20 protein-coding genes and 1 pseudogene are annotated in these 23,155 nt (G+C 68.5%); 12 read left to right on the top strand and 9 right to left on the bottom strand.

Features of this window, described 5'->3' with window-relative positions:
- Positions 1-11: 11 nt before the first annotated feature.
- On the bottom strand, positions 12-689 hold the full coding sequence (locus ACFSXZ_RS05785) for a GntR family transcriptional regulator (protein WP_378261994.1): 678 nt from the start codon (positions 687-689) through the stop codon (positions 12-14).
- Positions 690-802: 113 nt separating this feature from the next.
- Between ACFSXZ_RS05785 and ACFSXZ_RS05780 the strand changes: the two genes are divergently transcribed.
- Both ACFSXZ_RS05780 and ACFSXZ_RS05775 read left to right on the top strand, forming a co-directional pair.
- Positions 803-1,585 (top strand): DUF1932 domain-containing protein, encoded by a 783-nt coding sequence (locus tag ACFSXZ_RS05780; RefSeq protein ID WP_378261992.1) that lies wholly within the window; start codon positions 803-805, stop codon positions 1,583-1,585.
- Between the two features lie 59 nt (positions 1,586-1,644).
- Positions 1,645-2,070 carry a TetR family transcriptional regulator C-terminal domain-containing protein gene (locus ACFSXZ_RS05775; RefSeq protein WP_378261990.1) on the top strand — a complete coding sequence of 142 codons (426 nt, stop codon included), beginning with the start codon at positions 1,645-1,647 and terminating at the stop codon, positions 2,068-2,070.
- A 39-nt stretch (positions 2,071-2,109) separates the two neighbouring features.
- On the opposite strand, the gene ACFSXZ_RS05770 is transcribed toward ACFSXZ_RS05775, so the two are convergent.
- Complete coding sequence (locus tag ACFSXZ_RS05770; RefSeq protein ID WP_378261988.1) at positions 2,110-3,036, bottom strand: NADP-dependent oxidoreductase; 927 nt, start codon at positions 3,034-3,036, stop codon at positions 2,110-2,112.
- A 73-nt stretch (positions 3,037-3,109) separates the two neighbouring features.
- Between ACFSXZ_RS05770 and ACFSXZ_RS05765 the strand changes: the two genes are divergently transcribed.
- Together ACFSXZ_RS05765 and ACFSXZ_RS05760 are read left to right on the top strand one after the other, a co-directional pair.
- A complete protein-coding gene (locus ACFSXZ_RS05765; protein ID WP_378261986.1) occupies positions 3,110-3,475 on the top strand; it encodes a winged helix-turn-helix transcriptional regulator in 366 nt (121 codons plus the stop codon).
- 34 nt (positions 3,476-3,509) lie between these two features.
- Positions 3,510-3,992 (top strand): annotated as a pseudogene (locus ACFSXZ_RS05760) (N-acetyltransferase family protein); the annotation flags it as partial.
- A 6-nt stretch (positions 3,993-3,998) separates the two neighbouring features.
- Here ACFSXZ_RS05760 and ACFSXZ_RS05755 read toward each other — a convergent pair.
- The 4 genes from ACFSXZ_RS05755 to ACFSXZ_RS05740 all read right to left on the bottom strand — a co-directional run bounded on the left by ACFSXZ_RS05755 (position 3,999) and on the right by ACFSXZ_RS05740 (position 8,104).
- Entirely contained in the window at positions 3,999-5,351 is a 1,353-nt protein-coding gene (locus ACFSXZ_RS05755) for an MFS transporter (protein WP_378261984.1), read from the bottom strand.
- 63 nt (positions 5,352-5,414) lie between these two features.
- Positions 5,415-6,389: an amidohydrolase family protein gene (locus ACFSXZ_RS05750; RefSeq protein ID WP_378261982.1), complete on the bottom strand. Its 975-nt coding sequence runs from the start codon at positions 6,387-6,389 to the stop codon at positions 5,415-5,417.
- Positions 6,386-7,411 (bottom strand): amidohydrolase family protein, encoded by a 1,026-nt coding sequence (locus tag ACFSXZ_RS05745; protein ID WP_378261980.1) that lies wholly within the window; start codon positions 7,409-7,411, stop codon positions 6,386-6,388. The genes ACFSXZ_RS05750 and ACFSXZ_RS05745 overlap by 4 nt, the downstream gene beginning before the upstream one ends.
- A gap of 111 nt (positions 7,412-7,522) precedes the next feature.
- The gene (locus tag ACFSXZ_RS05740) at positions 7,523-8,104 is read right to left on the bottom strand and encodes a peroxiredoxin (protein WP_378261978.1); all 582 of its coding nucleotides are present in this window, start codon (positions 8,102-8,104) and stop codon (positions 7,523-7,525) included.
- A gap of 30 nt (positions 8,105-8,134) precedes the next feature.
- Between ACFSXZ_RS05740 and ACFSXZ_RS05735 the strand changes: the two genes are divergently transcribed.
- The 4 genes from ACFSXZ_RS05735 (at position 8,135) to ACFSXZ_RS05720 (ending at position 11,163) form a co-directional block, all read left to right on the top strand.
- The gene (locus tag ACFSXZ_RS05735; protein WP_378261976.1) at positions 8,135-8,353 is read left to right on the top strand and encodes a DUF6886 family protein; all 219 of its coding nucleotides are present in this window, start codon (positions 8,135-8,137) and stop codon (positions 8,351-8,353) included.
- Between the two features lie 92 nt (positions 8,354-8,445).
- Entirely contained in the window at positions 8,446-9,390 is a 945-nt protein-coding gene (locus ACFSXZ_RS05730) for an SDR family oxidoreductase (protein WP_378261974.1), read from the top strand.
- A gap of 357 nt (positions 9,391-9,747) precedes the next feature.
- A complete protein-coding gene (locus ACFSXZ_RS05725; protein WP_378261972.1) occupies positions 9,748-10,173 on the top strand; it encodes a MarR family winged helix-turn-helix transcriptional regulator in 426 nt (141 codons plus the stop codon).
- Between the two features lie 99 nt (positions 10,174-10,272).
- Complete coding sequence (locus tag ACFSXZ_RS05720; RefSeq protein WP_378261970.1) at positions 10,273-11,163, top strand: NmrA/HSCARG family protein; 891 nt, start codon at positions 10,273-10,275, stop codon at positions 11,161-11,163.
- A gap of 115 nt (positions 11,164-11,278) precedes the next feature.
- On the opposite strand, the gene ACFSXZ_RS05715 is transcribed toward ACFSXZ_RS05720, so the two are convergent.
- The 3 genes from ACFSXZ_RS05715 to ACFSXZ_RS05705 all read right to left on the bottom strand — a co-directional run bounded on the left by ACFSXZ_RS05715 (position 11,279) and on the right by ACFSXZ_RS05705 (position 17,272).
- On the bottom strand, positions 11,279-15,076 hold the full coding sequence (locus tag ACFSXZ_RS05715) for a GH92 family glycosyl hydrolase (protein WP_378261968.1): 3,798 nt from the start codon (positions 15,074-15,076) through the stop codon (positions 11,279-11,281).
- 80 nt (positions 15,077-15,156) lie between these two features.
- The gene (locus tag ACFSXZ_RS05710) at positions 15,157-16,452 is read right to left on the bottom strand and encodes a M20/M25/M40 family metallo-hydrolase (protein ID WP_378261966.1); all 1,296 of its coding nucleotides are present in this window, start codon (positions 16,450-16,452) and stop codon (positions 15,157-15,159) included.
- Positions 16,445-17,272 carry a M55 family metallopeptidase gene (locus ACFSXZ_RS05705; RefSeq protein ID WP_378261964.1) on the bottom strand — a complete coding sequence of 276 codons (828 nt, stop codon included), beginning with the start codon at positions 17,270-17,272 and terminating at the stop codon, positions 16,445-16,447. The genes ACFSXZ_RS05710 and ACFSXZ_RS05705 overlap by 8 nt, the downstream gene beginning before the upstream one ends.
- A 300-nt stretch (positions 17,273-17,572) precedes the next feature.
- Between ACFSXZ_RS05705 and ACFSXZ_RS05700 the strand changes: the two genes are divergently transcribed.
- From ACFSXZ_RS05700 to ACFSXZ_RS05685, 4 genes are all read left to right on the top strand, one after another.
- Positions 17,573-19,360 (top strand): ABC transporter substrate-binding protein, encoded by a 1,788-nt coding sequence (locus tag ACFSXZ_RS05700; RefSeq protein WP_378261962.1) that lies wholly within the window; start codon positions 17,573-17,575, stop codon positions 19,358-19,360.
- A gap of 18 nt (positions 19,361-19,378) precedes the next feature.
- Complete coding sequence (locus ACFSXZ_RS05695; RefSeq protein ID WP_378261960.1) at positions 19,379-20,386, top strand: ABC transporter permease; 1,008 nt, start codon at positions 19,379-19,381, stop codon at positions 20,384-20,386.
- 163 nt (positions 20,387-20,549) lie between these two features.
- Positions 20,550-21,440, top strand: a complete 891-nt coding sequence (locus ACFSXZ_RS05690; protein ID WP_378261958.1) for an ABC transporter permease — start codon at positions 20,550-20,552, stop codon at positions 21,438-21,440.
- Positions 21,437-23,074 (top strand): dipeptide ABC transporter ATP-binding protein, encoded by a 1,638-nt coding sequence (locus tag ACFSXZ_RS05685; RefSeq protein ID WP_378261956.1) that lies wholly within the window; start codon positions 21,437-21,439, stop codon positions 23,072-23,074. The genes ACFSXZ_RS05690 and ACFSXZ_RS05685 overlap by 4 nt, the downstream gene beginning before the upstream one ends.
- Positions 23,075-23,155 lie beyond the last annotated feature (81 nt).

Raw genomic sequence — 23,155 nt, 5'->3', positions numbered from 1 at the left:
CGCGGGCGGGCTCACGGGTGCAGCGGGGAGATGTCCGCTGTGTCGCTCGCCCGCAAGGCCTCGATCACGCTCGCGAGATGCGCGCGGGTCGCCTCTGCCGCCTCGTCCGGGCGGTGCGCGCAGATCGCGTCGATGATCGCCAGGTGCTCGGGCAGGGAGACCTGCGGCCGTCCCGGTCGCATCGCCAGGCGGAACTGGTGGCGGACACTCTGTCCCCGCAACCTTTCCAGCAAGCCCGCCGCCGTGCGCTGACCACTGATCTCCCGCACCCGGCGGTGCAACCGCTGGTTGAGGTTGGAATACCCGACGACATCCCCGCCCGCCACGGCGGCGCGGATCGCCTCTCCCAGCTCTCGCAGTTCGATGATCTCTTCGTCCGAGATGCGCTCCGCCGCCTTCGCCGCGCACAGTGCTTCGAGCATCATCCTGACCTCGGAGATTTCGACGGCTTCCTCGAGGGACACCGCGCGCACGCGGGCACCCCGGTTCTGCATCCGCTCGACGAGCCCCTCGTTGGCGAGTTCGATCAGCGCGGACCGCACGGTCGCCCGGCTGGCCGAGAACTGGCCGCACAGGTCCGCCTCGACCAACCGCTGGTTGGGCACGAACTCGCCGCGGACGATGGCGTCACGGATGGCCGCGGTCACGGAAGGCTGCCCCGGCTGCCGGTCCACCGCACTCTCGGTCATAGTTTTCCGCCTCCGCGAGTCCGCGCTGGCGCGTCTCGTGCCGGACTCCGTTTGTTGACAATTTTGTCGAGCGCATCGTGTACTCGATCGTAGCCTGCGGGAAGGATTCTGCTATGACCGGAACAATCGCGGTACTCGGGCTCGGCGAGGCCGGCGGTGCGCTGGCGCGTGACCTGTCCGCCGCCGGGGCCGTCGTGCGGGCCTACGACCCGGCTGTGCCGGCGTCGTCGGTGGCCGAAAGCCTGATCGGCACCGGGTCGGAAGCCGAGGCCGCCGAGGGCGCCGATCTCGTGCTCAGTGTGAACAGCGCGTCAGCGGCTGTCGGCGCGCTCGAAGCGGGTCTCGGCGGTATGCGGAAGGGGGCGGTCTGGGCGGACCTGAACACCGCGTCGCCGGGCACCAAACGGCGCCTCGCGGAGATCGCCGCCGCCCGGGACGTGCCGTTCGCCGATGTCGCGATCATGGCCCCGGTGCCGGGCCGTGGCCTGCGGGTTCCGATGCTCGTCACCGGCTCGAAAACCGGGGCCGCCGAAGTCGTCGCGAACACCCTGAATCCGCTCGGCGCCGCGGTCGAGGTCATGGCGGGGGAGGCCGGGCTCGCCGCCGAGCGCAAACTGCTGCGCAGCGTCTTCTTCAAGGGAATGTCGGCCGCGGTGGTCGAAGCACTCCAGGCGGCTCGGGCCGCGGGCTGTGAGGACTGGCTGCGCAAGATCATCGTCGACGAACTCGCCGCCGCGAACGAGTCCACTGTGGACAGAGTGGTCACCGGCTCGTACCGGCACGCCGTCCGCCGCACCGCCGAAATGGCGGCCGCGGCGGAAATGCTCGGCGAACTGGGCGTCCGCGCCGATATCGCCGGCGCCGCCCGGGACCAGCTGGCCCACCTCACCCCGTAGCCGCCATTTCCCGGAGTCGTGGCCGGCCGATCATCAGCAAACAGGCGCTGATCAGGGCGGTGATCACCCGTCAGGCCGACTCCGCGCTCGATACCGGCGAACCCCGCGTCGCGGCGCTGGACAGCTTCGACGCGTTGCGCGCGTGGGCCGACGCCGCGATCGAACGCCAGCGGGAGAACGACTGTCGCGGCGACTGCAGTCTCGGTTCCCTGGCGGGCGAGTTGAGCACCAAAGACGAGGAATCCCGCACCGATATCGCGGACGGTTTCCTGCGCTGGAAGGACATGATCCTCAACGGCCTGCGGGCCATGCGCGATCGGGGAGAGCTGCGCGACGGCACCGACCTCGATGAACTCGCTTTCGCGCTGCTTTCCGCGCTGCAGGGCGGAGTTCTGCTCTCGCAGACGATGCGCCACGTCCAGCCGCTGGAGGCGTCGATGAACGCCGCCCTGGCTTACCTCCGTTCGTTCGCCATGGGGATTTAGAGGTCCGTGGGGCCCGACGTGCGAGGCCCCACAACGGGATCAGACGGTGAGGACGAGCTTGCCCTGGAGGTGACCGCGTTCGAGCGCCCGGTGCGCGTCGGCCACGCGCTCGAACGGGAACGTCTTGTGCACGTGGACCCGGAGCTTGCCCTGCTCGACGAGTTCGACGAGACGTCGCAGGGCGACAGGATCGGGGTCGACCGCGATGCCGCTGAAACGCATCCCGGCGCCCTCGAACTTGGCGATGAGCTCCGAATCCTCCTCGGCGACCGCAGTCACCAGGTGGCCCCCTGGGCGGAGCACCTCCAGCGAGCGCTCGGCTGTGTCGCCGCCGAGCGTGTCGAGCACGACGTCGATGTCACGGACCGCCTCGGTGAAGTCGACGGCCGTGTAGTCGATCACCTCGTCGGCGCCGAGTTCCTCCACGAACGCCCGCTTGCTTGGGCCGGCGGTGGCGATCACGTGCGCGCCGAGTGCTTTCGCGATCTGGATCGCGACGTGGCCGACCCCGCCACCACCGCCGTGGACCAGGACGCGGTCGCCCTCGGTCACCCCGCCGAGGTCGACGAGGCCCTGCCAGGCCGTCAGACCGACGACCGGCAACGCCGACGCCTCGACATGGGAGAGCGACGCCGGCTTGCGCGCCAGGTGCAGCGCCGGAGCAGCCACGACTTCGGCGTACGCGTTGGCCGCACGCGGGAACAGTGGCATTCCGAACACTTCGTCGCCGGGCCTGAACCGCCAGGTCTGCGCCTCTTCGACCACGCCGCTGATGTCCCAGCCGAGGATGAACGGCGGCCGGCCGAGCAGCGGGAATTCGCCGCCGCGCAGGCGCGGCTCCAGCGGGTTCAGCCCGACCGCCTTGACGCGGACGAGGACCTCGGTCGGAATCGGCCTGGGCTCGGGCGCGTCCACGATGGTGAGCACCTCGGGACCGCCGAGCTTCTGCTGCGTGATGACTCGCATGACTCTCCTGGCTCTGGGTGGGAGAACCCCAGATTAGGTTTCCGAAAGGGACCCCCAGGTACCCTTCGAGGCCATGAGCGAGTTCTTCCTCGCCGACTGCCCGGGGCGTCTGACGGTCGAGCTGATCGCCGACAAGTGGACGGTGGTCGTGCTCGCCGGTCTCAGCAAGGGCCCGGTGCGCCATGGAGAGCTGATCGAGCTGATCGGCGGTGGCATCTCTCGCAAGGTGCTCACCCAGACGCTCCGGCGGCTCGAGTCGCACGGACTCGTGCGCCGGCACGCCTACGCCGAGGCGCCGCCTCGCGTCGAGTACGAACTCACCCCGCTGGGGGTGACGCTGATCGATCCGATCCACGTGCTGACCGAGTGGGCGAGGGCGAACGGCGAAGCGGTTCTTGACGCGCTCGACGCCGATCCTGAGCCCGTCGCCCGTCGATAGACTTCGAAGCATGTCGATCGGGTCTCTCCGTGCTGTCACTGTCCGTGCCCTGGAGCCAAGGGATTGGCCGGCGGTGCGCCGGATCTACGCCGAAGGGATCGCCACCGGTATCGCCACTTTCGAAACCATGGTGCCCAGCCAGGAGAAACTCGACGCGAAATGGCTCCCCGGCCACCGCTGGGTCGCCGAGATCGACGGTGAAGTCGCCGGCTGGACGGCCGCGAGCGCGGCGTCCGACCGGGACTGCTACGCCGGGGTCGCCGAAACCTCGGTTTACGTGAGGGACGGGTTTCGCGGGCAAGGAGTCGGCAAAGCCTTGCTGCGCCGGCAGATCAGCGCCGCGGACGCCGCCGGGATCTGGACGCTGCAGACCGCGATCTTCGCGGAGAACACGGCCAGCATCGCGCTGCATCACGGCGCCGGATACCGCACGGTCGGTGTCCGTGAACGCATCGCGCGGCTCCACGGCGTCTGGCACGACACCGTGTTCATCGAACGCCGCGCGCCCACCCCCTAGGGTCGTTCAGGCACCGGCGGGTTTCCGTTCCGGCGCCATCACCCTCGCGGGGCGCGTCCGGGCCCCGAAGACGGCGAGCACCACCGCACCGACCATCCAGGTGCCGGCGATGAAGAAGAAGACACTCCGGTACCCGCTGCCGTTGTAAAGGGCCGCGACGATCAGCGGGCCCGCCGCGTTCGACAAGCGGCCGAGACCGTAGGAAACGCCGGTCCCGAGTGAGCGGCCGCGGGTGTCGAAGAGCTCGGGGGAATAGGCGTAGGCCAGTGCCGTGTAGCCGCGCTCGAAAAGGTTGACCAGGAACCCGAAGACCACGATCAGGATGGGTGTGAAGGTCAGCCCGTAGAGCAGACCGCACAACGCGATGACCGAGCCGAAGGCGACCAGGCACCACTTGCGTTCGAAGCGGTCGGTGACCAGGGCCGCCAGGTACGAGCCGAGCGGGGCGCCGACCGTGGTGAGCGCGACGTAGAAGACCGACTTCTCGACGCTGAAGCCTTCCTTGGCCAGGAGTGTGGGCGCCCAGCTCGAAAACCCGAAGAACCCGATGGTCTGCGTGACCCAGACGACGGTCAGCAACAGCGTCGGGAGCAGGTATTTCTTCCGCAGCAACAGTTTCAACGGGGCTTTGGTCGCGGGCGCCTCTTCGACGGGCGGCGCGGGTTCGGGCAGCGGTCCCTTTTCGGCCGCGACCTGTTCCTCGATCTCCCTCAGTACCGCGTCCGCCTGTTCGTGGTCACCACGGCTCTCGTGCCAGCGGGGAGACTCCTTCAGCTGCCGCGTGAAGAAGACGAGCAGCACACCGAGCGCGCCCCACAGGTAGACCAGGCGCCACGACCAGGTGTTGATCGGGATCACCAGGCTCGCGATCAGGTTGGTGGCCGGCGTGCCGCAGATGCCGATCACGATCGCGTAGGCCTGGTACTTACCACGGCTGGCGGCGGGATACAGCTCGTTGACGTAGATGACCGCCACCACCGTCATCGCCGACAGCCCGGCCGAGGTCAGCACCCGGAAGACCCCGATCGACACGACATCCCACGAAAAAGTCGCGGCGAGGGAGAACACGCCGAACCACAGGGTCGTGGCCATGAGCGCGTTCTTCCGGCCCCAGCGGTCGGCGATCGTGCTGGCCACGATCGAGCCGAAGAACATGCCCACGAACGAAAGCGAGGTCACGTAGGCGACCTGGTTGACGGTCACGCCCCACAGTTTGATCAGCTTGGGAGCGGTGGCCGAGAAACTGTTGATGTCCGCGAACTCGAAGAAGTAGGCGAACGAGACGGCGAGAATGGTGATCTTGTGGAATCGGGCGATCGGGAGCCGGTCCAGCCGGTTCCGCGCGTTGGCCTGCACCATCACATTCCTTCCGGGTTACCAATCCGACCAAAAGGAGGCGGAGACGGACCGCCGCCAACCTGCTTATATAGACCCGTTTCCGCCGTGGCTGTGGTCGGATTGGTAACGATCGGCACAGTAGGGGGTTTCGTCCGGCCAGTACAGGCTCATGGGATTGTCGACGAGCAACTTTCGCCGCTGTTCGGTGGTCACCGCCACCTGTGGCACGTAATCGACGAGCAGGCCGTCGTCGGGCATGTGGCTGACGAGGTTCGGATGTGGCCAGTCGGTGCCCCACAGCACCCGGTCGGGAAACTCCGTCACGACGCGGCGGGCGAAGGGCACGACATCGGTGTAGGCGTGCCGCTCCCCGTCGAGAGCGGCGGGCCCGGTCACGGTCAGGCGTTCGGGACAGCTCACCTTCACCCAGACATCGTTGCGTTCGGCGAAGTTCAGAAACCGGGCGAACTCCGGCCCGTCCACCGGACGCGTCACGTCGGGGCGTCCCAGGTGGTCCACCACCAGCGGTGTGGGCAGCGAAGTGAAAAAGCCTTCCAGCTCCGGCAGATCCGCGCTTTCGAAATAGAGCACGACGTGCCAGCCCAGCGGGGCGATCTTCCTCGCGATCGTCCGCAGATCCTCCTCGGGAGAGGCGTCGACAAGGCGCCGCACGAAGTTGAACCGCGCGCCCCGCACACCTGCGGCGTCGAGTTCACGCAGCTCCGCTTCGGTGACATCGGGACGAACGGTCGCGACGCCGCGAGCCCGGCCACCGGCCGCCCGGACGGCATCGACCATCGCGGAGTTGTCCGCACCGTGACAGGTGGCCTGCACGATGACGTTGCGTGCGACGCCCAGGTGATCGCGAAGCGCGAACAGCTGGTCCTTGCTCGCGTCGCAGGGCGTGTACTTGCGTTCCGGCGCGAAGGGGAACTCGGCCTGCGGGCCGAACACGTGGCAATGGGCGTCGACCGTCCCGGGCGGGAGCCGGAAGGCGGGCTTCGACGGATTCGGGTGCCAGTCCAGCCAGGTGGGCGTCTTCGGGGCGAGTGTGCTCATCGGCCCTGCTTCTTCAGCAACGCGTCCAGCCGGGGATAGACCGCGCGGGCGTTGCGTTCCCGGACCGCCGCCCAGTCGTCCTCGGACAGCTTCGAGGCTTCCGCGTAGCGGCGGGTGTCGTCGAAGTAGTGACCGGTGCGGGGGTCGACGCTCCGCACCGCGCCGATCATTTCGGACGCGAACAGGATGTTGCGCACGGGAATGACGTCGTAGAGCAGGTCCGAACCTGGCTGGTGGTAGACGCACGTGTCGAAGAAGACGTTGCCCAGCACGTGTTCTTCGAGTTCCGGCTTGCCCAAGGCCATGGCCAGCCCACGGAACCGGCCCCAGTGGTAGGGCACCGCCCCGCCACCGTGCGGGATGATCAACCTCAGCGTGGGGAAGTCGCGGAACAGGTCGCCTTCCACGAGTTGCATGAACGCGGTCGTGTCGGCGTTGAGGTAGTGCGCCCCGGTCGTGTGGAAGGCGGGGTTGACGCTCGTGCTGACATGCACCATCGCCGGGATGTCGTACTCGACCATCTTCTCGTAGATCGGGTACCACGAACGGTCGGTGAGCGGGGGAGCGGTCCAATGGCCGCCCGAGGGATCGGGGTTGAGGTTCAGCGCGACGGCGCCGTATTCCTCCACGCAACGGGAGAGTTCCGGGAGGCAGGTGGCGGGGTCGACGCCCGGCGACTGGGGCAGCATCGCGGCCTGCGCGAACCGCTCCGGGTAGAGCAGGCTCACGCGGTGGCACAGTTCGTTGCAGATGCTCGCCCACTCCGACGAGGTCGAAAAGTCGCCGATGTGGTGGGCCATGAACGACGCGCGCGGCGAGAAGATCGTCAGGTCGATGCCGCGTTCGTCCATCATTCGCAGCTGGTTCCGCTCGATCGTCTCTCGCAACGTGTCGTCGCTGATCCGCAGGTCCGCGCGGGCGGGCGCGGCCGATGAGCCGGACAGGGAGGCGATCTGCTGGTCGCGCCAGGCCGCGAGGGCGGGCGGGGCGGTCGTGTAGTGGCCGTGGCAGTCGATGATCAAGGCGGTTCCTCTTCGGGATGCGGACAGCCGGTCTCTCGTAACCCTAATCGCCAATGAAATTGTTGACAGTATCTACGACGAAGTCGTCGGCCGCGAGCGGGCGGCTCGGGCCTACCGGGGGTTCTCACGGAGCCAGGCGACGACATCGGCGGCGTGCGTCGCCGGGTCGGGTACTGGGGCGAACACGTGCTGGATCACGGTCCCGTCCGTGACCATCGTGAACCGCTTGAGCAGGCCCGGCCCGTCTGGTCCACCGGCGGACCAGACGGGCAGACGCAGTTCGCCGGTGATCGCGTGGTCGCGGTCGGACAGCAGCGGGAAGCCGAGCGCGAGCCGTTGAGCGGCTTCCTCCTGTTCATCAGGGGACTGGGTCGACAGCCCGCAGACACCGGCACCGAGTTCGCCGAGCGTGGCGGCGAGGTCACGGAAGCCGCACGACTCGGCGGTGCAACCGAACGCGCCCGGGATGCTCTTCCAGTCGGAGGTGATCGGCTCGCGGTCCGGCGCGCCGATCGACGGATAGGCGTAGACGACCAGGCGCGCGGTGCTCCGGGCGAGATCGCGAAGCGAGCGCGGCTCCGGCGCGGTGGTCACCGGGACGGCGATGTCCGGCAACTCCTTGCCGGCCAGGTGGATGACTTCGTCGCGGGTCGCGACTGCGTTGGACTGATGATCCCGAAGCTCGCTGCTCACGGCCTTCCCTTTCCTCGGCGTGCCGGGCCAGTGTCGCGGAGGCACCTGCCTCCAGCCAACCCGCCGAGGGCCGAAGCCACCGAACCCGTCGAGCCACTCGGCCCGGCCGAGCCGGTCGGCGACCTGCTGGCGCTGCACGAGGAAGCGGGAATCCGACTCCGGGTGCTCGCCGATCTCCGGCCGTTCTGGGCGGCGGTGATCACCAGCACCGTGGAATTCAGCGGAATACGGCTGCGCGACGCGCGGTGAGGGATGCGGAAAACGGATCGGGCGATACGCGAGATTCATTGGACGGCAGGCACCGGTGGCAGGAAGCTGTGGGGGAGAGGAAGGAGAACGCGATGACCCCCAAAGCTCTTCGCTCGGTGCTGGTCATCGGGGCCTCCGGATTTGTCGGACGCCACGCGGTCGAGCATCTGCTGGCGGAGAACTACCAGGTGCGTTGTGTCACCCGCCGGCCCGGAAAACTCGACGATCTCGCGGCCCGTGGCTGCGAGGTCGTCCGAGGCGACATGTCCGACGCGGACTCCATGGACGCGGCGCTGGATTCGATGGACGCGGTGTTCGTCTGCGTGCACACCGTCCTGCGGCAACCGGGAAGTACCGACGCCGCGGCGGATTTCATGGACATCGAGATCCAAGGTCTGAAGAACATCGTCGCCGCATGCCGGGCCAACGACGTCCGCAGGCTCGTCTCCATCACCTTTCTCGGAGTCCGCCCGGATTCCCCCAGCCGGTGGACCCGTGGACGCTGGGACACCGAGCAGTACCTGCTGGGCAGCGGCCTCGATGTCACCATCTTCCGGCCCGGCATGATCGTCGGAACCGGCGGGCGAGGCTTCAGCGCTCTCATGAGCCAGGCCAGACACCCGGTGGCGCTGGTCCTGGGCGACGGCAAGCAGCGATTCCAGCACATCGCCATCGAGGACCTGACCTACTACATGGTCGCTTCGCTCGAAGAGCCGCGCACCTTCGGTCACGCCTTCGACGTCGGCGGCGACGAGGTTCTCACCTATAACGAGATGGTCGATCTCGCCGCCGGCATACTCGGGCGCCCCCGCACCATCAAGATCCACATTCCCCGCTGGGTGATCTCCTCGATCGCTCCGGCGATGGAGCGGCTCGGCCGGTTGCCCCGCGGCTCCCTGCGAGGCTTTGTCTCCGGCCTCGAGTCCGACTCGACGGGCGACACCAGCGCCATCCGCCACATCCTGCGACGACCCCCGCTTGGCTTCACGAAAGCGGTCGAACGTGTCATCTCGGAACGGTCGGTCGCCTCGTCCTGATGCCCGCTCACCGTCTGGCACGACGGGGTGGTGACCGACCTGGAGTCGTTGGGGGGCAACAACACCGCTGACATCGTCAACGACCACGGCTTGGTGGCGGGAAGCTTCTACAGAGCGGGTCCCGGGCGCGGTGAGGTCTTTCGTGGGTAGGCGAATTAGACGGGAGGCGGGGCCCGGCGCGGCGCTCGCCCGTGAACGCGGGGGCAGCTCGCGCTGTTCGGCACCGAGGACGTCGCCCAGGGGGTCACGGCGCTCCAGACCAAGCGGAAGCCGGACTTCACCGGCAGGTGAGCGGCCGGGCGAGCCGGTCCCGCGGCGGTAGACTGGGCGTTCGGCACCGGACGAGGGGAGGCGGGCGTGGACTACGGCGACAAGCTCTTCTGGCTCTCGGTCCTGATCCAGCGCAGGTACGCGCAGATCTGCGCTGAGTATGACCTGACCTCCTCGCAGGCCACGCTGCTGTGCGCGGTCAAGGACCAGCCGCGGCGGATGAGCTACCTCGCCACCGCGCTCGGCATGACCAAGAACGCGCTGAGCCAGCTCGTCGACCGCACCGAGCGGCGCGACCTGGTCAGCCGGGTGAGCTCAGAGCAGGACCGGCGGGTCATCATGCTCGGCGTGACGCCCACGGGGAAGGTGCTCGCCGAGGCCGTGTACGCCGAGATCACCAAGCGCCTGCCCGACATCGCGGAGAACCTCGACGCCGACGACCAGCGCGAGTTCGAACGCGTCGCCACCGCCGTCGTGGACGCGTCGGGCGTCTCGGCGTCCACTTCGTCCTGACCTACCGCGCAGTGCCCTCGCGGCACCCGTACGCCTTGCGGTAGTTCACGGCATGAACTAATATGGTTCATGTCATGAACTAGCGAGAGGGTGGACGAGATGAACACGCAGGGAACCGGCACGATCGCCGTCTTCGGTGCCACAGGGCAGCAGGGCGGGGCGGTCGTCGACGCGCTCCTGGACCGAGGGGCGCGGGTGCGGGCCCTCGTTCGCTCCCCGGAATCCGACCGGGCACGAGCACTGGCCGCCCGGGGCGTCGAGCTGGCAGCCGTCCGGATCGACGATCCGGCGTCCGTGGTCACCGCGCTGGAGGCGGTCGACGCGTTCTACTTCATGACCCCGGAGGCCAACAGCCTCGAGGAGATCGAGGAGGAGGTCCGCGTGGGCACCACCCTCGTCGACGCGGCGGTCGCGGCGCGCGTGCCGCACGTCGTGTTCAACTCGGTCTTCGGAGCGGATCGCGTGACGGGCGTGCCACACCACGACTCGAAGCACCGGATCGAGGAGCACCTGAGGCATTCCGGCCTGAGGACGACGATGGTCCGTCCGGCCGGCTTCATGGAGAACTTCGCGAACGTGATGGCGCCGAGGGTGGAGGACGGCACGATGGTGCTGAGGATGCCGCTGCCGGAGGACGCCCCCCTCAAGCTGATCTCGATCAGGGACATCGGCCGGGTCGCCACCGCGGTCCTGCTCGGCACCGTGGACGTGCCCGGCGGAGCCGTCGAGGCCGTCGGCGACGAGTTGGCGGGCCCTCAGATCGCCGCCGCGTTCGGCGCCTACGCCGGGCTCCCGTCGCGCTACGAGGCCCTGCCGCTGAGCGTCCTGCCCAACGAACTCGACAGGGAGATGTTCCGCCAGTTCGAAAAGGCGTCCGAACACCCGTCGGACCTCGCGGCGGTGCGGGCGATCGAGCCGACCACCTGGGACCTGGCCGAGTGGATCCGGTCCAGCGGCTGGACCGCGCCCGCGGACCGAGTCCGTTCCTGAGCGCCGCTACGACGCCTGGTATCGACACATCACCCTGTCCATACTCGCAGCCGCGTTCCCGGCGCGCTCGCAGGCCTGAAGCCTGAAGCCCCGGGCGCGTGGCGACCAGCGAAGATCAGCGGGGCTGCGCGAGCAGTTCCACCTCCGACAGTGTCGCGGGTCCGTCCAGTCGTAACCGGTAATGGGTGAACCGGCCCGGATGCGCGACCCGGAACGCCCGGGTCTGGTCCCGCCACGGGAAGACCTGACCGTGGCGGACATCCAAGGTCGTCCAGTGCTCTCCGTCGGCGGAACCTTCGAGCGTCCACCCGGTCGGATCGTTCGCCGTCTTGGCCGACGTAAGGGTGTAGTAGGTGGCTTCACCGGCGGTGGTGAGCTGGTAGTCCACCGTCGAAGCAGACGCCTCGGTGGTGGAGGTGTTGTCGAACAAGGCATCCTGGCCGGCGGAGGTGCCCTTGCCGGGGCCGGTCAGATCGGCCAGCGGGGCCGGCGGCCGGTCGCCCTGGGTGATCGACTTCGGCGCGTCCTGCGGGCCGGTGCCCCAGCGTGATGGCGTGGGGCCCATGTCGAAGTCGAGCCTGCCGCCCGCGGCGAGCAGAGCGTGCGGCAAGGAGGTCGACGACCACGGCCTGCCGTTGACGCGCAGGCCCTGCACGTAGACGTTCTTCGCGCTGTTCTTCGGCGCGTTGATCACCAGGTCACGGCCGTTCTGCAGGTGGATGGTGGCCTTGGTGAACAGCGGCGAGCCGACCGCGTAATCGGGACTGCCCATTTGCAGCGGGTAGAAACCGAGGGCGCCGAAAATGTACCAGGCGGACATTTCTCCGTTGTCCTCGTCGCCGGGATAACCCTGTCCCAGTTCGCTGCCGACATACAGGCGAGAAAGCGCTTCCCGGACCTTGGCCTGTGTTTTCCAGGGCTGGCCCGCGTAGTCGTACATGTACATGATGTGATGCGATGGCTGGTTGGAATGGCCGTACTGGCCCATGCGCACGTCCCGCGCCTCACGCATTTCGTGGATGGTGCCGCCGTAGGATCCGGGGAAGCCCGCGGTTTCCGGGGTGGCGAAGAACTGGTCGAGCTTGTTCGCCAATCCCGCCTTGCCGCCGTAGAGGCCAGCCAGTCCCTGACCGTCCTGCGGCACGGTGAACGCCATGTTCCAGCCATCGGTTTCGGTGTAGTCGTTACCCCAGACCCGCGGGTCGTACTGGGAGGCTGGCAACCGGAACGAACCGTCGGGGTTACGGCCCTGGAAGAAGCCGATACTCGGATCGAACATGTTCACGTAGTTCTGCGCGCGGTTGAGGAAGTAGGTGTAGTTGTCGGCGTATTCCTGCCGTCGCGGATCCCCGGGCGCGCTTTCGTCCAGCAATGCCTTCGACAGGTTCGCGATGCCGAAATCGTTGACGTAGCCCTCCATCGCCCACGACATTCCTTCCCCGGTCGTGGTGGGCGTGTAACCGAGGAAGATCGAGTCCGCGAGCCCCTTCCGGCCGATGTTGTCGTTGGGCGGCGCGACCGTGGCGTTCTTGATCGCCGCGTCGTAGGCGGAGCGGATGTCGAAGTTCCGCACCCCCTTGAGGTAGGCGTCGGCGAAGGCGACGTCCGAACTCGTGCCGGTCATCAGGTTCGCGTACCCCGGGGACGACCACCGCGCGATCCAGCCACCGTCTCGGTACTGCTGCACGAAGCCGTCGATCATCTTCCCCGCCATGTCCGGAGAGAGCAGGCTGTACGCGGGCCAGGTGGTGCGATAGGTGTCCCAGAACCCGTTGTTCACATACAACTGGCCGTCGACGACCTTGTTCGTGAAGGGGCTCGCGTAGGCGTATTGCGGCCGACGCGGTGTCCCTACATTCTCGAAGCCCGAGTTGGGATACAGGAACAGCCGGTAGAGGTTGGAGTACAGAGTGGTGAGCTGGTCCTGGCTCGCGCCTTCGACTTCGATGACGCCGAGGGTGGCGTCCCAGGCCGCCCGGGCCGCGTCCCGTACCGATTCCAGTGTCGCGTGCGGTGCGATTTCGGCGTCCAGGTTCTTCTTCGCCTGATCGACGCTGATCAGCGAGGTCGCGATGCGCATCGTCACGGTGCGGCCGGAGAAACGCAGATAACCGCGGACGTTGTCACGACCTTCGCCGGGCAGCATCCCGCCATTGGCGACCGGCTGGTCGAAGGTCGCGTAGACGAACAACCGTCCGGCTCCGGCCGACAGACCGCTCTTGACATCGGAAAAGCCGCTCAGCGAGCCCGTCGCCGGGTCGAGGGTCAATCCGCCGTTGTTGTTGACGTTGTCGAAGACCAGGCTCGCGTCGTCGGTGGGGAAGGTGAACCGGAACAGGGCCGCGTGATCGGTGGGCGCGAGTTCGGTACCGATCCCGTTGTCGAACTTCACCCCGTAGTAGTAAGGGCGGGCGGTCTCGTTCTCGTGCTTGAACGCCAGCGCCCGTTGTGTGCGGTTCCCGTTCGGCGCGCCCACCTCGGGCATGACCTGGAACGTCTGCCGGTCGCCCATCCACGGACTCGGCTCGTGGCTCACCGAGAACGACTGAAGCTCCGGCAGGTTCCGCGCGTTGTTGGCCTGCTGGTAGGAATAGAGCCAGCTGTCCGAGCCGGCGTCGGTGACCGGGGTCCAGAAGTTGAACCCGTGCGGCACCGCGGTCGCCGGGAAGTTGTTGCCGCGGCTGAAGGTTCCGTTGGCGTTCGTCCCGCGTGTGGTCAGCACCTGGTCCGCCGGATGCGTCACTGCCTGTGGATGGCTCGCTCCGAGACGGATGTCGTCGATCCAGCCGCCGAAGCTCGCCGGTGCGGCGGCTGCGGGATTGTCATACGCGACAAGGATCCGCGCGATCGTCTTGCCGCGGGCCACGTGGCCGATCTGCGAGCGGATGAGGTTCCATTGGTTGCTGTAGAGCGCTTTCCCCGCGCTCTGTCCTTGCGGCGACAACGTGAAGCCGTACTGGTCGAGGGCGCCGAGACCGGACAGATAGGTGCCGTCGGTGAAGGCAAGGTCGACCGCGACGTTCGTGGCGGTGTAGGACTGGTCGGCGAAGTCGGGGAAGATCTTGTACGACAGTTCGGTGTCGGGAAGGACCGGCACCTTGACGTCGAAGACCTTGTTGTAGGAGTAGCCGTGGCCCGTCGTGGTCTGGGTGCCGGCGTAGCGCAGGGCGTGCATGCCCGAGTAACCGGCGCGGGGCTTGCTCGTGTAGCCGGAGGCCGGGCCGCTGCCGACGTAGGAGCGCATGTTCGGCGACGGTGGTGGCGCGGGCTGGTCGTTGGCGAGCAGAAGCTCGGAGAACTGCAGGAGCGGGCCGCCGTTGTTGGCGGTGATGTCGATGCGGTAGTAGCGGTAGGGCCGGTTCGCCACGGCGGGGTCGAGTTGGTACTGCCTGGTCTGGAAGCGGTCCGCGAAACTCTGGCCGGTCTGCCGGTCCAGCGCGGTCCAGGCGTTTCCGTCGTCGGACCCCTCCAGCGTCCAGTCCTTCGGGTCGCGTTCCGGCGCGTCGTTGGCCGAGGTCACCGCGTAGTGGGTGATGGCGGTCGGCTCCGAAAGCGTGAACCGGGCCCAGCCGGTCGGCTCGGGCGTCAGCCATTTGGTCTCCGGGCTGCCGTCGACCAGATTCGCCGAGACTTCACCGGCTCCGGTGTTCTCGCCGCTGGCCACGATGTCGGTGATCTTCCCGCGGATGTCACCCGGGATGGCCGAACCGTTGGCACCGTTCACACCCTCGGTCTTCGGCTTCCCGTCCGGGCCCGTCTCGACCGTGTCCTGCCAGCTCGGCTGTGGATCGCCTGGTTCGAACGAAGACGAGAACCCGGGAACGCCCGCGGAGTCGGCCTGTGCGGCGACGGGAACGGCCATCAGCCCGGCGGTCAGGGCGGAGGCCACCAGCACGCGAATGGTTCGAACCATGTACTGAAACTCGCCGAGGAGTCACGTCCGAGTCAAGACCGCCACCCGATCCTGACTCGAACAGGACAACGCCCGTTTCGTCAGCAGGTACGGAGAAAATGCTTCAAAACCCGGGTTCCGAAGCGCAGCCCCTCGACCGGGACGCGCTCGTCCACGCCATGGGCCATCTCCCGGTAGGGAAAGCCTTCGGGCAGCCATAACGGCGCGAACCCGTAGCCGTCGATGCCCAGCGAGCTGAACGCCTTCGCGTCGGTCCCCCCGCCCAGGCAGTACGGCACGACCACGGCTCCGGGATCTTCGGCGCGCAACGCGTCGGCCATCGCGGTGAACCATGGCGAGTCGACCGGAGCCTCGACCGCCGGCTGGTGCGCGACGAATTCACGCTCCACGCCGGGCCCCAGCAAGGCGTCCAGCTCGTCGAGCATCTCCGCTTCGGTGCCGGGCAGCACCCGGGCGTCCAGCTGAGCGGTGGCCACGCCGGGAATCACGTTCACCTTGTAACCCGCCTGGAGCATGGTCGGGGTGGTGCTGACCCGGACCGTGTTCTCGGCCAGTGACGCCGCGGGCCCGAGGCGGGCCAGCGTACCGTCCACATCGGACAGATCGACCGGCACGCCGAGCGCCTGGCCGGTGCGGGTCAGGAACGCTTCCACCACAGGGGTGAGCCGGACCGGCCACCGGTGTGACGTGATCCGCCCCAGCGCGCCGATCAACCGGGTCACCGCGTTCTCGTCGTTGCGCCGGGAGCCGTGCCCCGCGCGGCCACGCGCCGTCAACCGCATGTGCGCGGTGCCGCGCTCGGCCGCGCCCACGGGGTAGAGGGAGACCATCCGGCCGTCCGCCGCGGGCACCCGGTAGGTGTAGGCGCCCGACTCGCTGATCGCCGCCGCGCAGCCGGAGAACTCTTCGGCATGCTCGGCCGCCAGCCAGTGCGCGCCGTAAAGGCCGTTGTCCTCCTCGTCGGCGACGAAGGCGAGCACGATGTCGCGGCGCGGGCGCAGCCCCTCGGAGACGACGGCCAGGATCATGGCCACGAAGTCCTTCATGTCCACCGCGCCCCGGCCCCACACGTACCCGTCGCGGATCTCGCCGGAAAACGGCGGCACCGACCAGTCCGCCGCGTCCGCGGGCACCACGTCCAGGTGCCCGTGCGCCAACAGGGCCGGCAGCGCGGGGTCGCGGCCGGGAATCCGCGCCAGGACGTTGGCCCGCCGCGGCGCCGACTCGATGATCTTGGGTTCCACCCCGGCCCGGGAGAGGACGCCGGCCACGAATTCCGCCGCCTCCCGCTCGCCCTCGGCGTCACCATCCCCGCGGTTGGTGGTGTCGAAGCGGATCAGCTCGGCGCACAACGCCGCGACATCGGACTCAGCCATACAACCCCTGTACCGCGCCCCCGGCGATCGCCGTGACCACCTTGAACGCCTTCATCGCCTCGGTCATGTCCGGCGCGGTGAAGCCGACCCGGCGGACGCCGATCTGCTCCACGGTGGGCACCACGGCCGCGGCCTGGGCGAGATGACTCGCGTCGAACTCCACCTCGATACGGTGCGCGCCGGCCTTCGGGTTCCCCCGGCCGGCGATCTTCATGCACTGTTTCGCCGCCGAGGTCAGCGCGGCCGCCGTGCGCAGCGGCGGCGTGCAGATGGCCGCGTAGCGGCTCACGCATTCCTTGACCACCACCAGGGACGCCTCGGGCGCGTAGTCCCGGGCGTCCTCGCAGGTCCGGTCGTCGCCGCTGACCATCAGCACGGGCACCCCGTACTCGGCCGCGAGTGCGGCGTTGAGCCGTCCTTCGCTCGCCGCCACCCCGTCCAGCCAGACGCCGGTGATCTGGTTCTCCAGGTAGGTGTGGGCCAGGACACCTTCGGCCCCCGCTCCGGCGTGGTATCCGACGAACACCACGCCGTCCACGTTCGATTCGATGCCCTGCATCATCGACAGCGGCTTGTGGCGCCCGGTGAGCATCCGTGACCGCACGTCGAGCTCTTCGAGCAGGAGGTTGCGCTGGGACGAGTGCGCCTCGTTGACCAGAAGGTCGGTCGCGCCGCCCTCACAGAGTCCGGTGATCGTCGCGTTCACGTCACCGGTGAACAGGCGGCGGAAGCGCTGCCACTGTTCGGTTCCGGGAACGACGTCGTCGGTCCAGGTCACGCCAGTGGCGCCCTCCATGTCCGCCGAGATGAGGATGCGCATGGACCCACAACATACGGTACGCCCGCCGCCGCCGAGCACGCCCGTGAACCGTTCTCGGCCCCCTTGTCACCCGCCGCCGCCCGCGCCCGCGGACCGTCGAGAAAAATCGTCCACAGTGGACCACCCGGTTGGACGCCGGTCCTCAAGGTCCCCTCCATCTGATCCGGACACGGTTGGGCAACGATCGGCCACCCGGTGTCCCGGGTGGATATTGCGCGCCTCTGTGTCCATGTGGTTACTTCTTCCCCTTGAGGACCAGACCAGAGATGGGGGCGCGCAATCGTGAGGTGGAAAAACCCGGTGAGATGGCGCACGGCCGGGGCCGTGGCGGGGGCGGTGGCGCTGACCGCCACACTGGCCCCGGACGCTCACGCGCAGGACACGGGCAAGGTGCTGCGGGTGGCCCTGGTCCAGGAGATCGACCACCTCAACCCGTTCCTGGCCTCGTTCGCCTCCAGCATCATGGTCGGCCGGATGACCTGGGAATACCTGACGCCGCCCTCGGCCGAGGACAACACGCCGAGCCCGGTGCTCGCGACCTCGTGGCGGGCCTCCGATGACAAGCTGACCTGGACCTTCAGCATCCGGCGTGGGATCAAATGGTCCGACGGCCAGCCGATGACGGCCAAGGACATCGCCTACACCTACAACCGGATCATGACCGACAAGGAGGCGCAGGAGGCCAACGGCACCTACGTCGAGAACTTCGAGACGGTCACCGCGCCCGACGAGGCGACCCTGGTCATCAAGACCCGCAAGCCCCAGGCGAGCATGACCGCGATCGACATCCCGGTCGTGCCCGAGCACGTCTGGAGCAAGATCGGCAAGATGGACGACCCGGCCACCGACTCTCTCGCCGTGGTCGGCGTGGGGGACGGCCCGTTCGTCATCACCGAGTACCGGCCCAACCAGCTCATCCGGCTCAAGGCCAACCCGGACTACTGGCGGGGCAGGCCGAAGCTCGACGAGCTCCAGTTCGTCAGCTACACCAACGCCGACGCGGCGGTCAACGCGCTCCGCAACGGTGAGGTCGACGTCGTCAACCGGCTCACCTCGACCCAGTTCGACAGCCTGCGCGATCAGGCCGGCATCACCACCAACAAGGCGATCGGCCGCCGCTACCGCGAACTGCTGATGAACCCGGGTGCCCGCAACGCCGACCGGCAGCCCATCGGGGACGGCAACCCCGCGCTCACGGATGTCGAAGTGCGGCGCGCGATAGCCAGGGCCGTGGACCCGCAGACTCTGATCGACCGAGTCCTGGGCGGGTACGGGCAACTCGGCGGCGGCATCATCCCGGCCGCGTTCCCGCTCTACCACTGGGATCCCGAGCCCGGCAAGCGCTACACCTTCGATCCGGCGGCCGCGAACGCCGGACTCGACCGTGCCGGATACCCGCGCGGCGCGGGCGGTATCCGCACCGGCAAGGACGGCAAGCCGCTGAACCTGCGGCTGGTGGCCAAGTCCAGTGAGGACTTCTCGCAGCGCGCCGCGGACTACATCGTGAGCTGGCTCGGCGCCGTCGGCATCGGCGTGACCAAGCAACTGGTCTCCGACAACGAAGTCGACGAGCGCACCAGTGCCGGAAACTACGACCTCGCCCTGTCCAGCTGGGGCACCAGCCCCGATCCCGACTACATCCTGGCGAAGCAGACCTGTGCCGCGCTGCCCGCGGTCGGGGGCAGCAGCAGTAGCACCGCCTTCTTCTGCGACCCGGAGTTCGACAGCCTGTACGACAAGGAAAGCACCGACCTCGATCCCGCCAAGCGCGTGGACGAGGTGAAACAGGCCCAAGCGCGCTACTACGACCAGGTGCCCAGCTTCGTCCTCGACTACGACAACGCGTTGGAGGCCTACCGGTCCGATCACTTCACCGCCTTCCCCACCCAGCCGGCGGGCAACGGGACGATCATGGAACAGTCCGGTTACTGGAGCTTCTACGGCGCGACCCCGGGTTCCGGGCAAGGTGGCGCCGGTGGTCTGCCCACCGGCGCCTGGATCGGGATCGGCGCCGGTGTGGTGGTCCTCGTCGCCATCGGAGCCGTCGCGGCCACCCACCGCCGCAAGCCCGACGAAGACCGTGAGTGACGCGATGGAGGCCCGGCGGTGAGCCAGGCGATCACCGTCGAACCGCGGGAGCGGCGCGGCGGGACCGGTACGGCCCGGTTCCTGCTGGGCAAGCTGGGTGGCGCGGTCGCGAGCCTGTTCTTCGTCGTGGTGCTCGGATTCCTGCTGTTCCGGATGATCCCGGGCGATCCGGTCGCCACGATGTCGAAGGAAAAGCCGTTCGATCCCGTCCAACTCGCGCAGCTGCGCGAGCGCCTGGGCGTGGACAAGCCGATGTACCGGCAGTTCCTCGACTACCTCGGCGGGATCGTGCGGGGAGACCTCGGCACGTCCTACGCCTACAACCGGCCGGTGGCCGACCTCGTCGCCGAACGGTTCTGGCCCACCGTCCTGCTGGTCGGCGCGGCCACCGTGCTGGCCGTCGCGATCGGGCTGTGGCTGGGCGTCCGTGCGGCCTGGCGGCGCGAGAGCTTCTTCGACCGCACGCAGACGGGGATCGCCCTCACCCTGTGGTCGGTCCCGCAGTTCTGGCTCGGCCTGCTGCTGTTGATCGCCGCTCACGGCGCGTTCCCCAGTGGTGGGATGCGATCCCCGGACGTGGCGCCCGGCCTCGTTTCGCACACGCTGGACCTGCTGTGGCACCTGACGTTGCCGTGCCTGACGTTGCTGGCGGTGATGTACGCGCAGTACATGCTGGTGATGCGCGCGTCGTTGCTGGGGGAGATGAACGCGGAGTACCTCACCACCGCGCGGGCCAAGGGACTGCGGGACGACCTGGTGCGCCGCCGTCACGCCGTGCCCAACGCCCTCCTTCCCACGGTGACGCTGATCTTCCTGCAGTTCGGCATGGTGGTCTCGGGCACGGTCACGGTCGAGGCGGTGTTCTCCTGGCCAGGGCTGGGCTACCTGACCTACCAGGCGTTGCGCGTGCCGGATCTTCCGTTGCTGCAAGGAGTTTTCGTGGTGCTGGCCGGTTCGGTGATCGTGATGAACCTGATCGCCGAAGTGCTCTACCGGACGCTTGACCCCCGGGTGCGTGCCTCATGAGACCACACGTTGTGTCAACTCGCGGCTCTCAATGTGACCACAAAGCGCGCCGTCTGAGTCCGCTAACGGGGCGGCAGGGCGCCCAGCGGCTCTCCGTGATCTGCGCGGTTAAGGAGCGCCCTGTCGACACGTTCGCGGGGGCGCGCAAGCTCGCGGAGAAAACATGACCGCCTCCGTCGCCTGGCGGCGGCGCCGCGCGGCCGCGGCCGGAACGTGGCGCGCGTTCGCGGCGAACCGGGCCGGGCTCGGCGGGCTGGGAATCCTCACGTTGATCGCGTTGCTGGCGCTGCTGGCCCCGGTCATCACCGACCCCGCCGGGCTCGACGTCATCCACGCCACCGGAAAACCCTTACAGCCACCCACCGGCGCGTTCCTCCTCGGCACCGATGTCGACGGCCGCTCGGTGGCCCTGCTGACCTTGTGGGGCGCACGAGTCTCGCTGCTGGTCGGGTTGTCCGCGACCATCCTGTCCGTGTTCATCGGCACGATCGCCGGGATCGCCGCCGCGCATTTCGGCGGCTGGGTGTCGGCGATCCTGTTGCGGTTCACCGATTTCTTCCTCGTCCTGCCCTCCCTGGTGCTCGCCATCGCGTTGTCGAGCGTGCTGCCGCAAGGCGTGGCGACGATCATCCTCGCGGTCGGCGTGACGTCGTGGCCCACCACCGCGCGCCTGGTGCGGGCCCAGACACTGACCATCGAAAGCCGCCCGTACATCGAACGCGCGAAGGCGCTGGGCGGCGGGCACTGGCACATCATCGGCAAGCACGTCCTGCCCGGCGTGCTCCCGCTCGTGCTGGCCAACACCACCCTCGTGGTCGGGAACTCGATCATCGCCGAGTCCACGCTGTCGTTCCTCGGTCTCGGCGATCCCACCGTGGTGTCCTGGGGCTCGATGCTGCAACGAGCGCTCAGCTCGGGCGCGGTCACCGGGGGAGCGTGGTGGTACCTCCTGCCGCCCGGGCTCGCGATCGTCGCGGTGGTGCTCGGCTTCACGCTGGTCAGCCGGGCCCTGGAGACGGTGATCAACCCGCGGCTTTCCGGGGAGCGGCAGTGAATCCCTTGCTGGAACTGAAAAATCTCAACGTCACCTACCGCACCGCCGGCGGTGACGTACCGGCCGTGAAGGACGTGAACCTGCGTCTTGATCCCGGTGACACGCTCGGCATCGCGGGTGAGTCCGGTTCGGGCAAGTCCACGGTCGCGATGAGCGTGCTCCGGCTGCTGCCGAAATCCGCGCGCGTGGAGGGCGAAATCCTGCTCGACGGCGAAGACGTCACCACGATGCGGTGGGGACGGCTGCGCGCGGTCCGCTGGGCGGAGGCGTCCGTCGTGTTCCAGGGTGCGATGCACTCGCTCAACCCGGTGCGCCGGATCGGTGACCAGATCGCCGAGCCGATCCGGCTGCATGCCGCGAAGCCGCCCTCCGGATCCGAGGCCGACGCGCGGGTGGCCGAGTTGCTGGAGCAGGTGGACCTGTCGCCGGCCAGGGCCACCGCCTACCCCCATGAGCTCTCCGGCGGGCAGAAACAGCGCGTCATGATCGCGATGGCGCTGGCCTGCCGCCCCCGGCTGATCATCGCCGACGAGCCGACCACGGCGTTGGACGTGGTCGTGCAGGCCCAGGTGCTCGACCTGGTCACCCGGCTGGTGGCCGAGCGCGGCCTCGGGCTGGTCATGATCAGCCACGACCTGTCCGTGCTGGCCGCCACGTGCGCCCGCATCGCGGTGATGTACCGGGGCGAGGTCGTCGAGGAAGGCCCGGGCGCCGGGATCATGTCCGCTCCGCGGCACGAGCACACCCGGGCGCTGGCCGCCGCCTTTCCCACGATCGGCGACCGGGCCTCCCGGTACGCGCCCGCCACCAGCACCCCCATCGCGCCGCCGGAACCCGCGAAGGAGCCGGCGGAGGAACCAGAGGTCCTGCTGGCGGCCCACGACGTGCGGGTGACCTTTCGCGACCGTGCCGGGAGCCGTGTCGACGCCGTGGCGGGCGTGGACCTGGAGGTCCGGCGCAACGAGATCGTCGCGCTGGTCGGCCAATCCGGTTCCGGGAAGACCACGCTGGCCAGGACGCTGCTCGGGTTGCAGGCGCCCACTTCCGGCACGGTGACCTACCAGGGAGCGCCGGTGCCGGCCTCGGGCGGCGGGCTCAAGGCCTACCGGCGGCAGGTCCAGCTCGTCCTGCAGGACCCGGCGGCCGCGCTGAACCCCCGCCACACCGTCTACGAGGCCGTGGCGGAAGGGCCCAGGATCCACCGGCTTCCCGGTGACGAACGTGAGATCGTCACCGCCGCGCTCGAAGTCGCGGAACTGCGTCCCGCCGAATATTTCTTCGCCCGCCTGCCCCACGAGCTCTCCGGCGGCCAGCGGCAGCGGGTGGTGATCGCCGGGGCGCTCGCGCTGCGGCCGTCCGTGCTGGTGGCCGACGAGCCCGTCGCGTCGCTGGACGCCTCGGTGCGCGGCGAGATCCTCGGCCTGTTGTTGCGGCTTCGCCGGTCCGCCGGGCTGTCCGCGCTGGTGATCACGCACGACCTCGGCCTCGCCTGGACCATCGCCGACCGGGTCGCCGTGATGTACCGGGGCGAACTGGTCGAAACCGGCACCGTGGAGGAGGTCCTGCTGCGGCCGGGGCACGATTACACGAAATCCCTGCTGGCGGCCGTGCCCAACCTCGAGGCGGCGAGGTGAGCCTCCTTTCTGCCCGCGCGCAAATACCTTTACGCCGCCCGCGATGTCAAGGCGCCGAGCGCCCCGGCCGCCGCCCTGTGT

It is taken from the genome of Amycolatopsis pigmentata, from assembly GCF_042684065.1.
GTDB classification, from domain to species: Bacteria; Actinomycetota; Actinomycetes; order Mycobacteriales; family Pseudonocardiaceae; genus Amycolatopsis_E; species Amycolatopsis_E pigmentata.
Note: the sequence above shows the minus strand (reverse complement) of the source record. Positions and strands in the feature narration are given on the sequence as shown.

Excerpts from the sequence above, each read along its gene's own strand:
- ACFSXZ_RS05785 (WP_378261994.1), bottom strand. The coding sequence starts at position 689 with ATGACCGAGAGTGCGGTGGACCGGCAGCCGGGGCAGCCTTCCGTGACC.
- ACFSXZ_RS05780 (WP_378261992.1), top strand. The coding sequence starts at position 803 with ATGACCGGAACAATCGCGGTACTCGGGCTCGGCGAGGCCGGCGGTGCG.
- ACFSXZ_RS05770 (WP_378261988.1), bottom strand. The coding sequence starts at position 3,036 with ATGCGAGTCATCACGCAGCAGAAGCTCGGCGGTCCCGAGGTGCTCACC.
- ACFSXZ_RS05765 (WP_378261986.1), top strand. The coding sequence starts at position 3,110 with ATGAGCGAGTTCTTCCTCGCCGACTGCCCGGGGCGTCTGACGGTCGAG.
- ACFSXZ_RS05755 (WP_378261984.1), bottom strand. The coding sequence starts at position 5,351 with ATGGTGCAGGCCAACGCGCGGAACCGGCTGGACCGGCTCCCGATCGCC.
- ACFSXZ_RS05750 (WP_378261982.1), bottom strand. The coding sequence starts at position 6,389 with ATGAGCACACTCGCCCCGAAGACGCCCACCTGGCTGGACTGGCACCCG.
- ACFSXZ_RS05730 (WP_378261974.1), top strand. The coding sequence starts at position 8,446 with ATGACCCCCAAAGCTCTTCGCTCGGTGCTGGTCATCGGGGCCTCCGGA.
- ACFSXZ_RS05720 (WP_378261970.1), top strand. The coding sequence starts at position 10,273 with ATGAACACGCAGGGAACCGGCACGATCGCCGTCTTCGGTGCCACAGGG.
- ACFSXZ_RS05715 (WP_378261968.1), bottom strand. The coding sequence starts at position 15,076 with ATGGTTCGAACCATTCGCGTGCTGGTGGCCTCCGCCCTGACCGCCGGG.
- ACFSXZ_RS05710 (WP_378261966.1), bottom strand. The coding sequence starts at position 16,452 with ATGGCTGAGTCCGATGTCGCGGCGTTGTGCGCCGAGCTGATCCGCTTC.
- ACFSXZ_RS05705 (WP_378261964.1), bottom strand. The coding sequence starts at position 17,272 with ATGCGCATCCTCATCTCGGCGGACATGGAGGGCGCCACTGGCGTGACC.
- ACFSXZ_RS05690 (WP_378261958.1), top strand. The coding sequence starts at position 20,550 with ATGACCGCCTCCGTCGCCTGGCGGCGGCGCCGCGCGGCCGCGGCCGGA.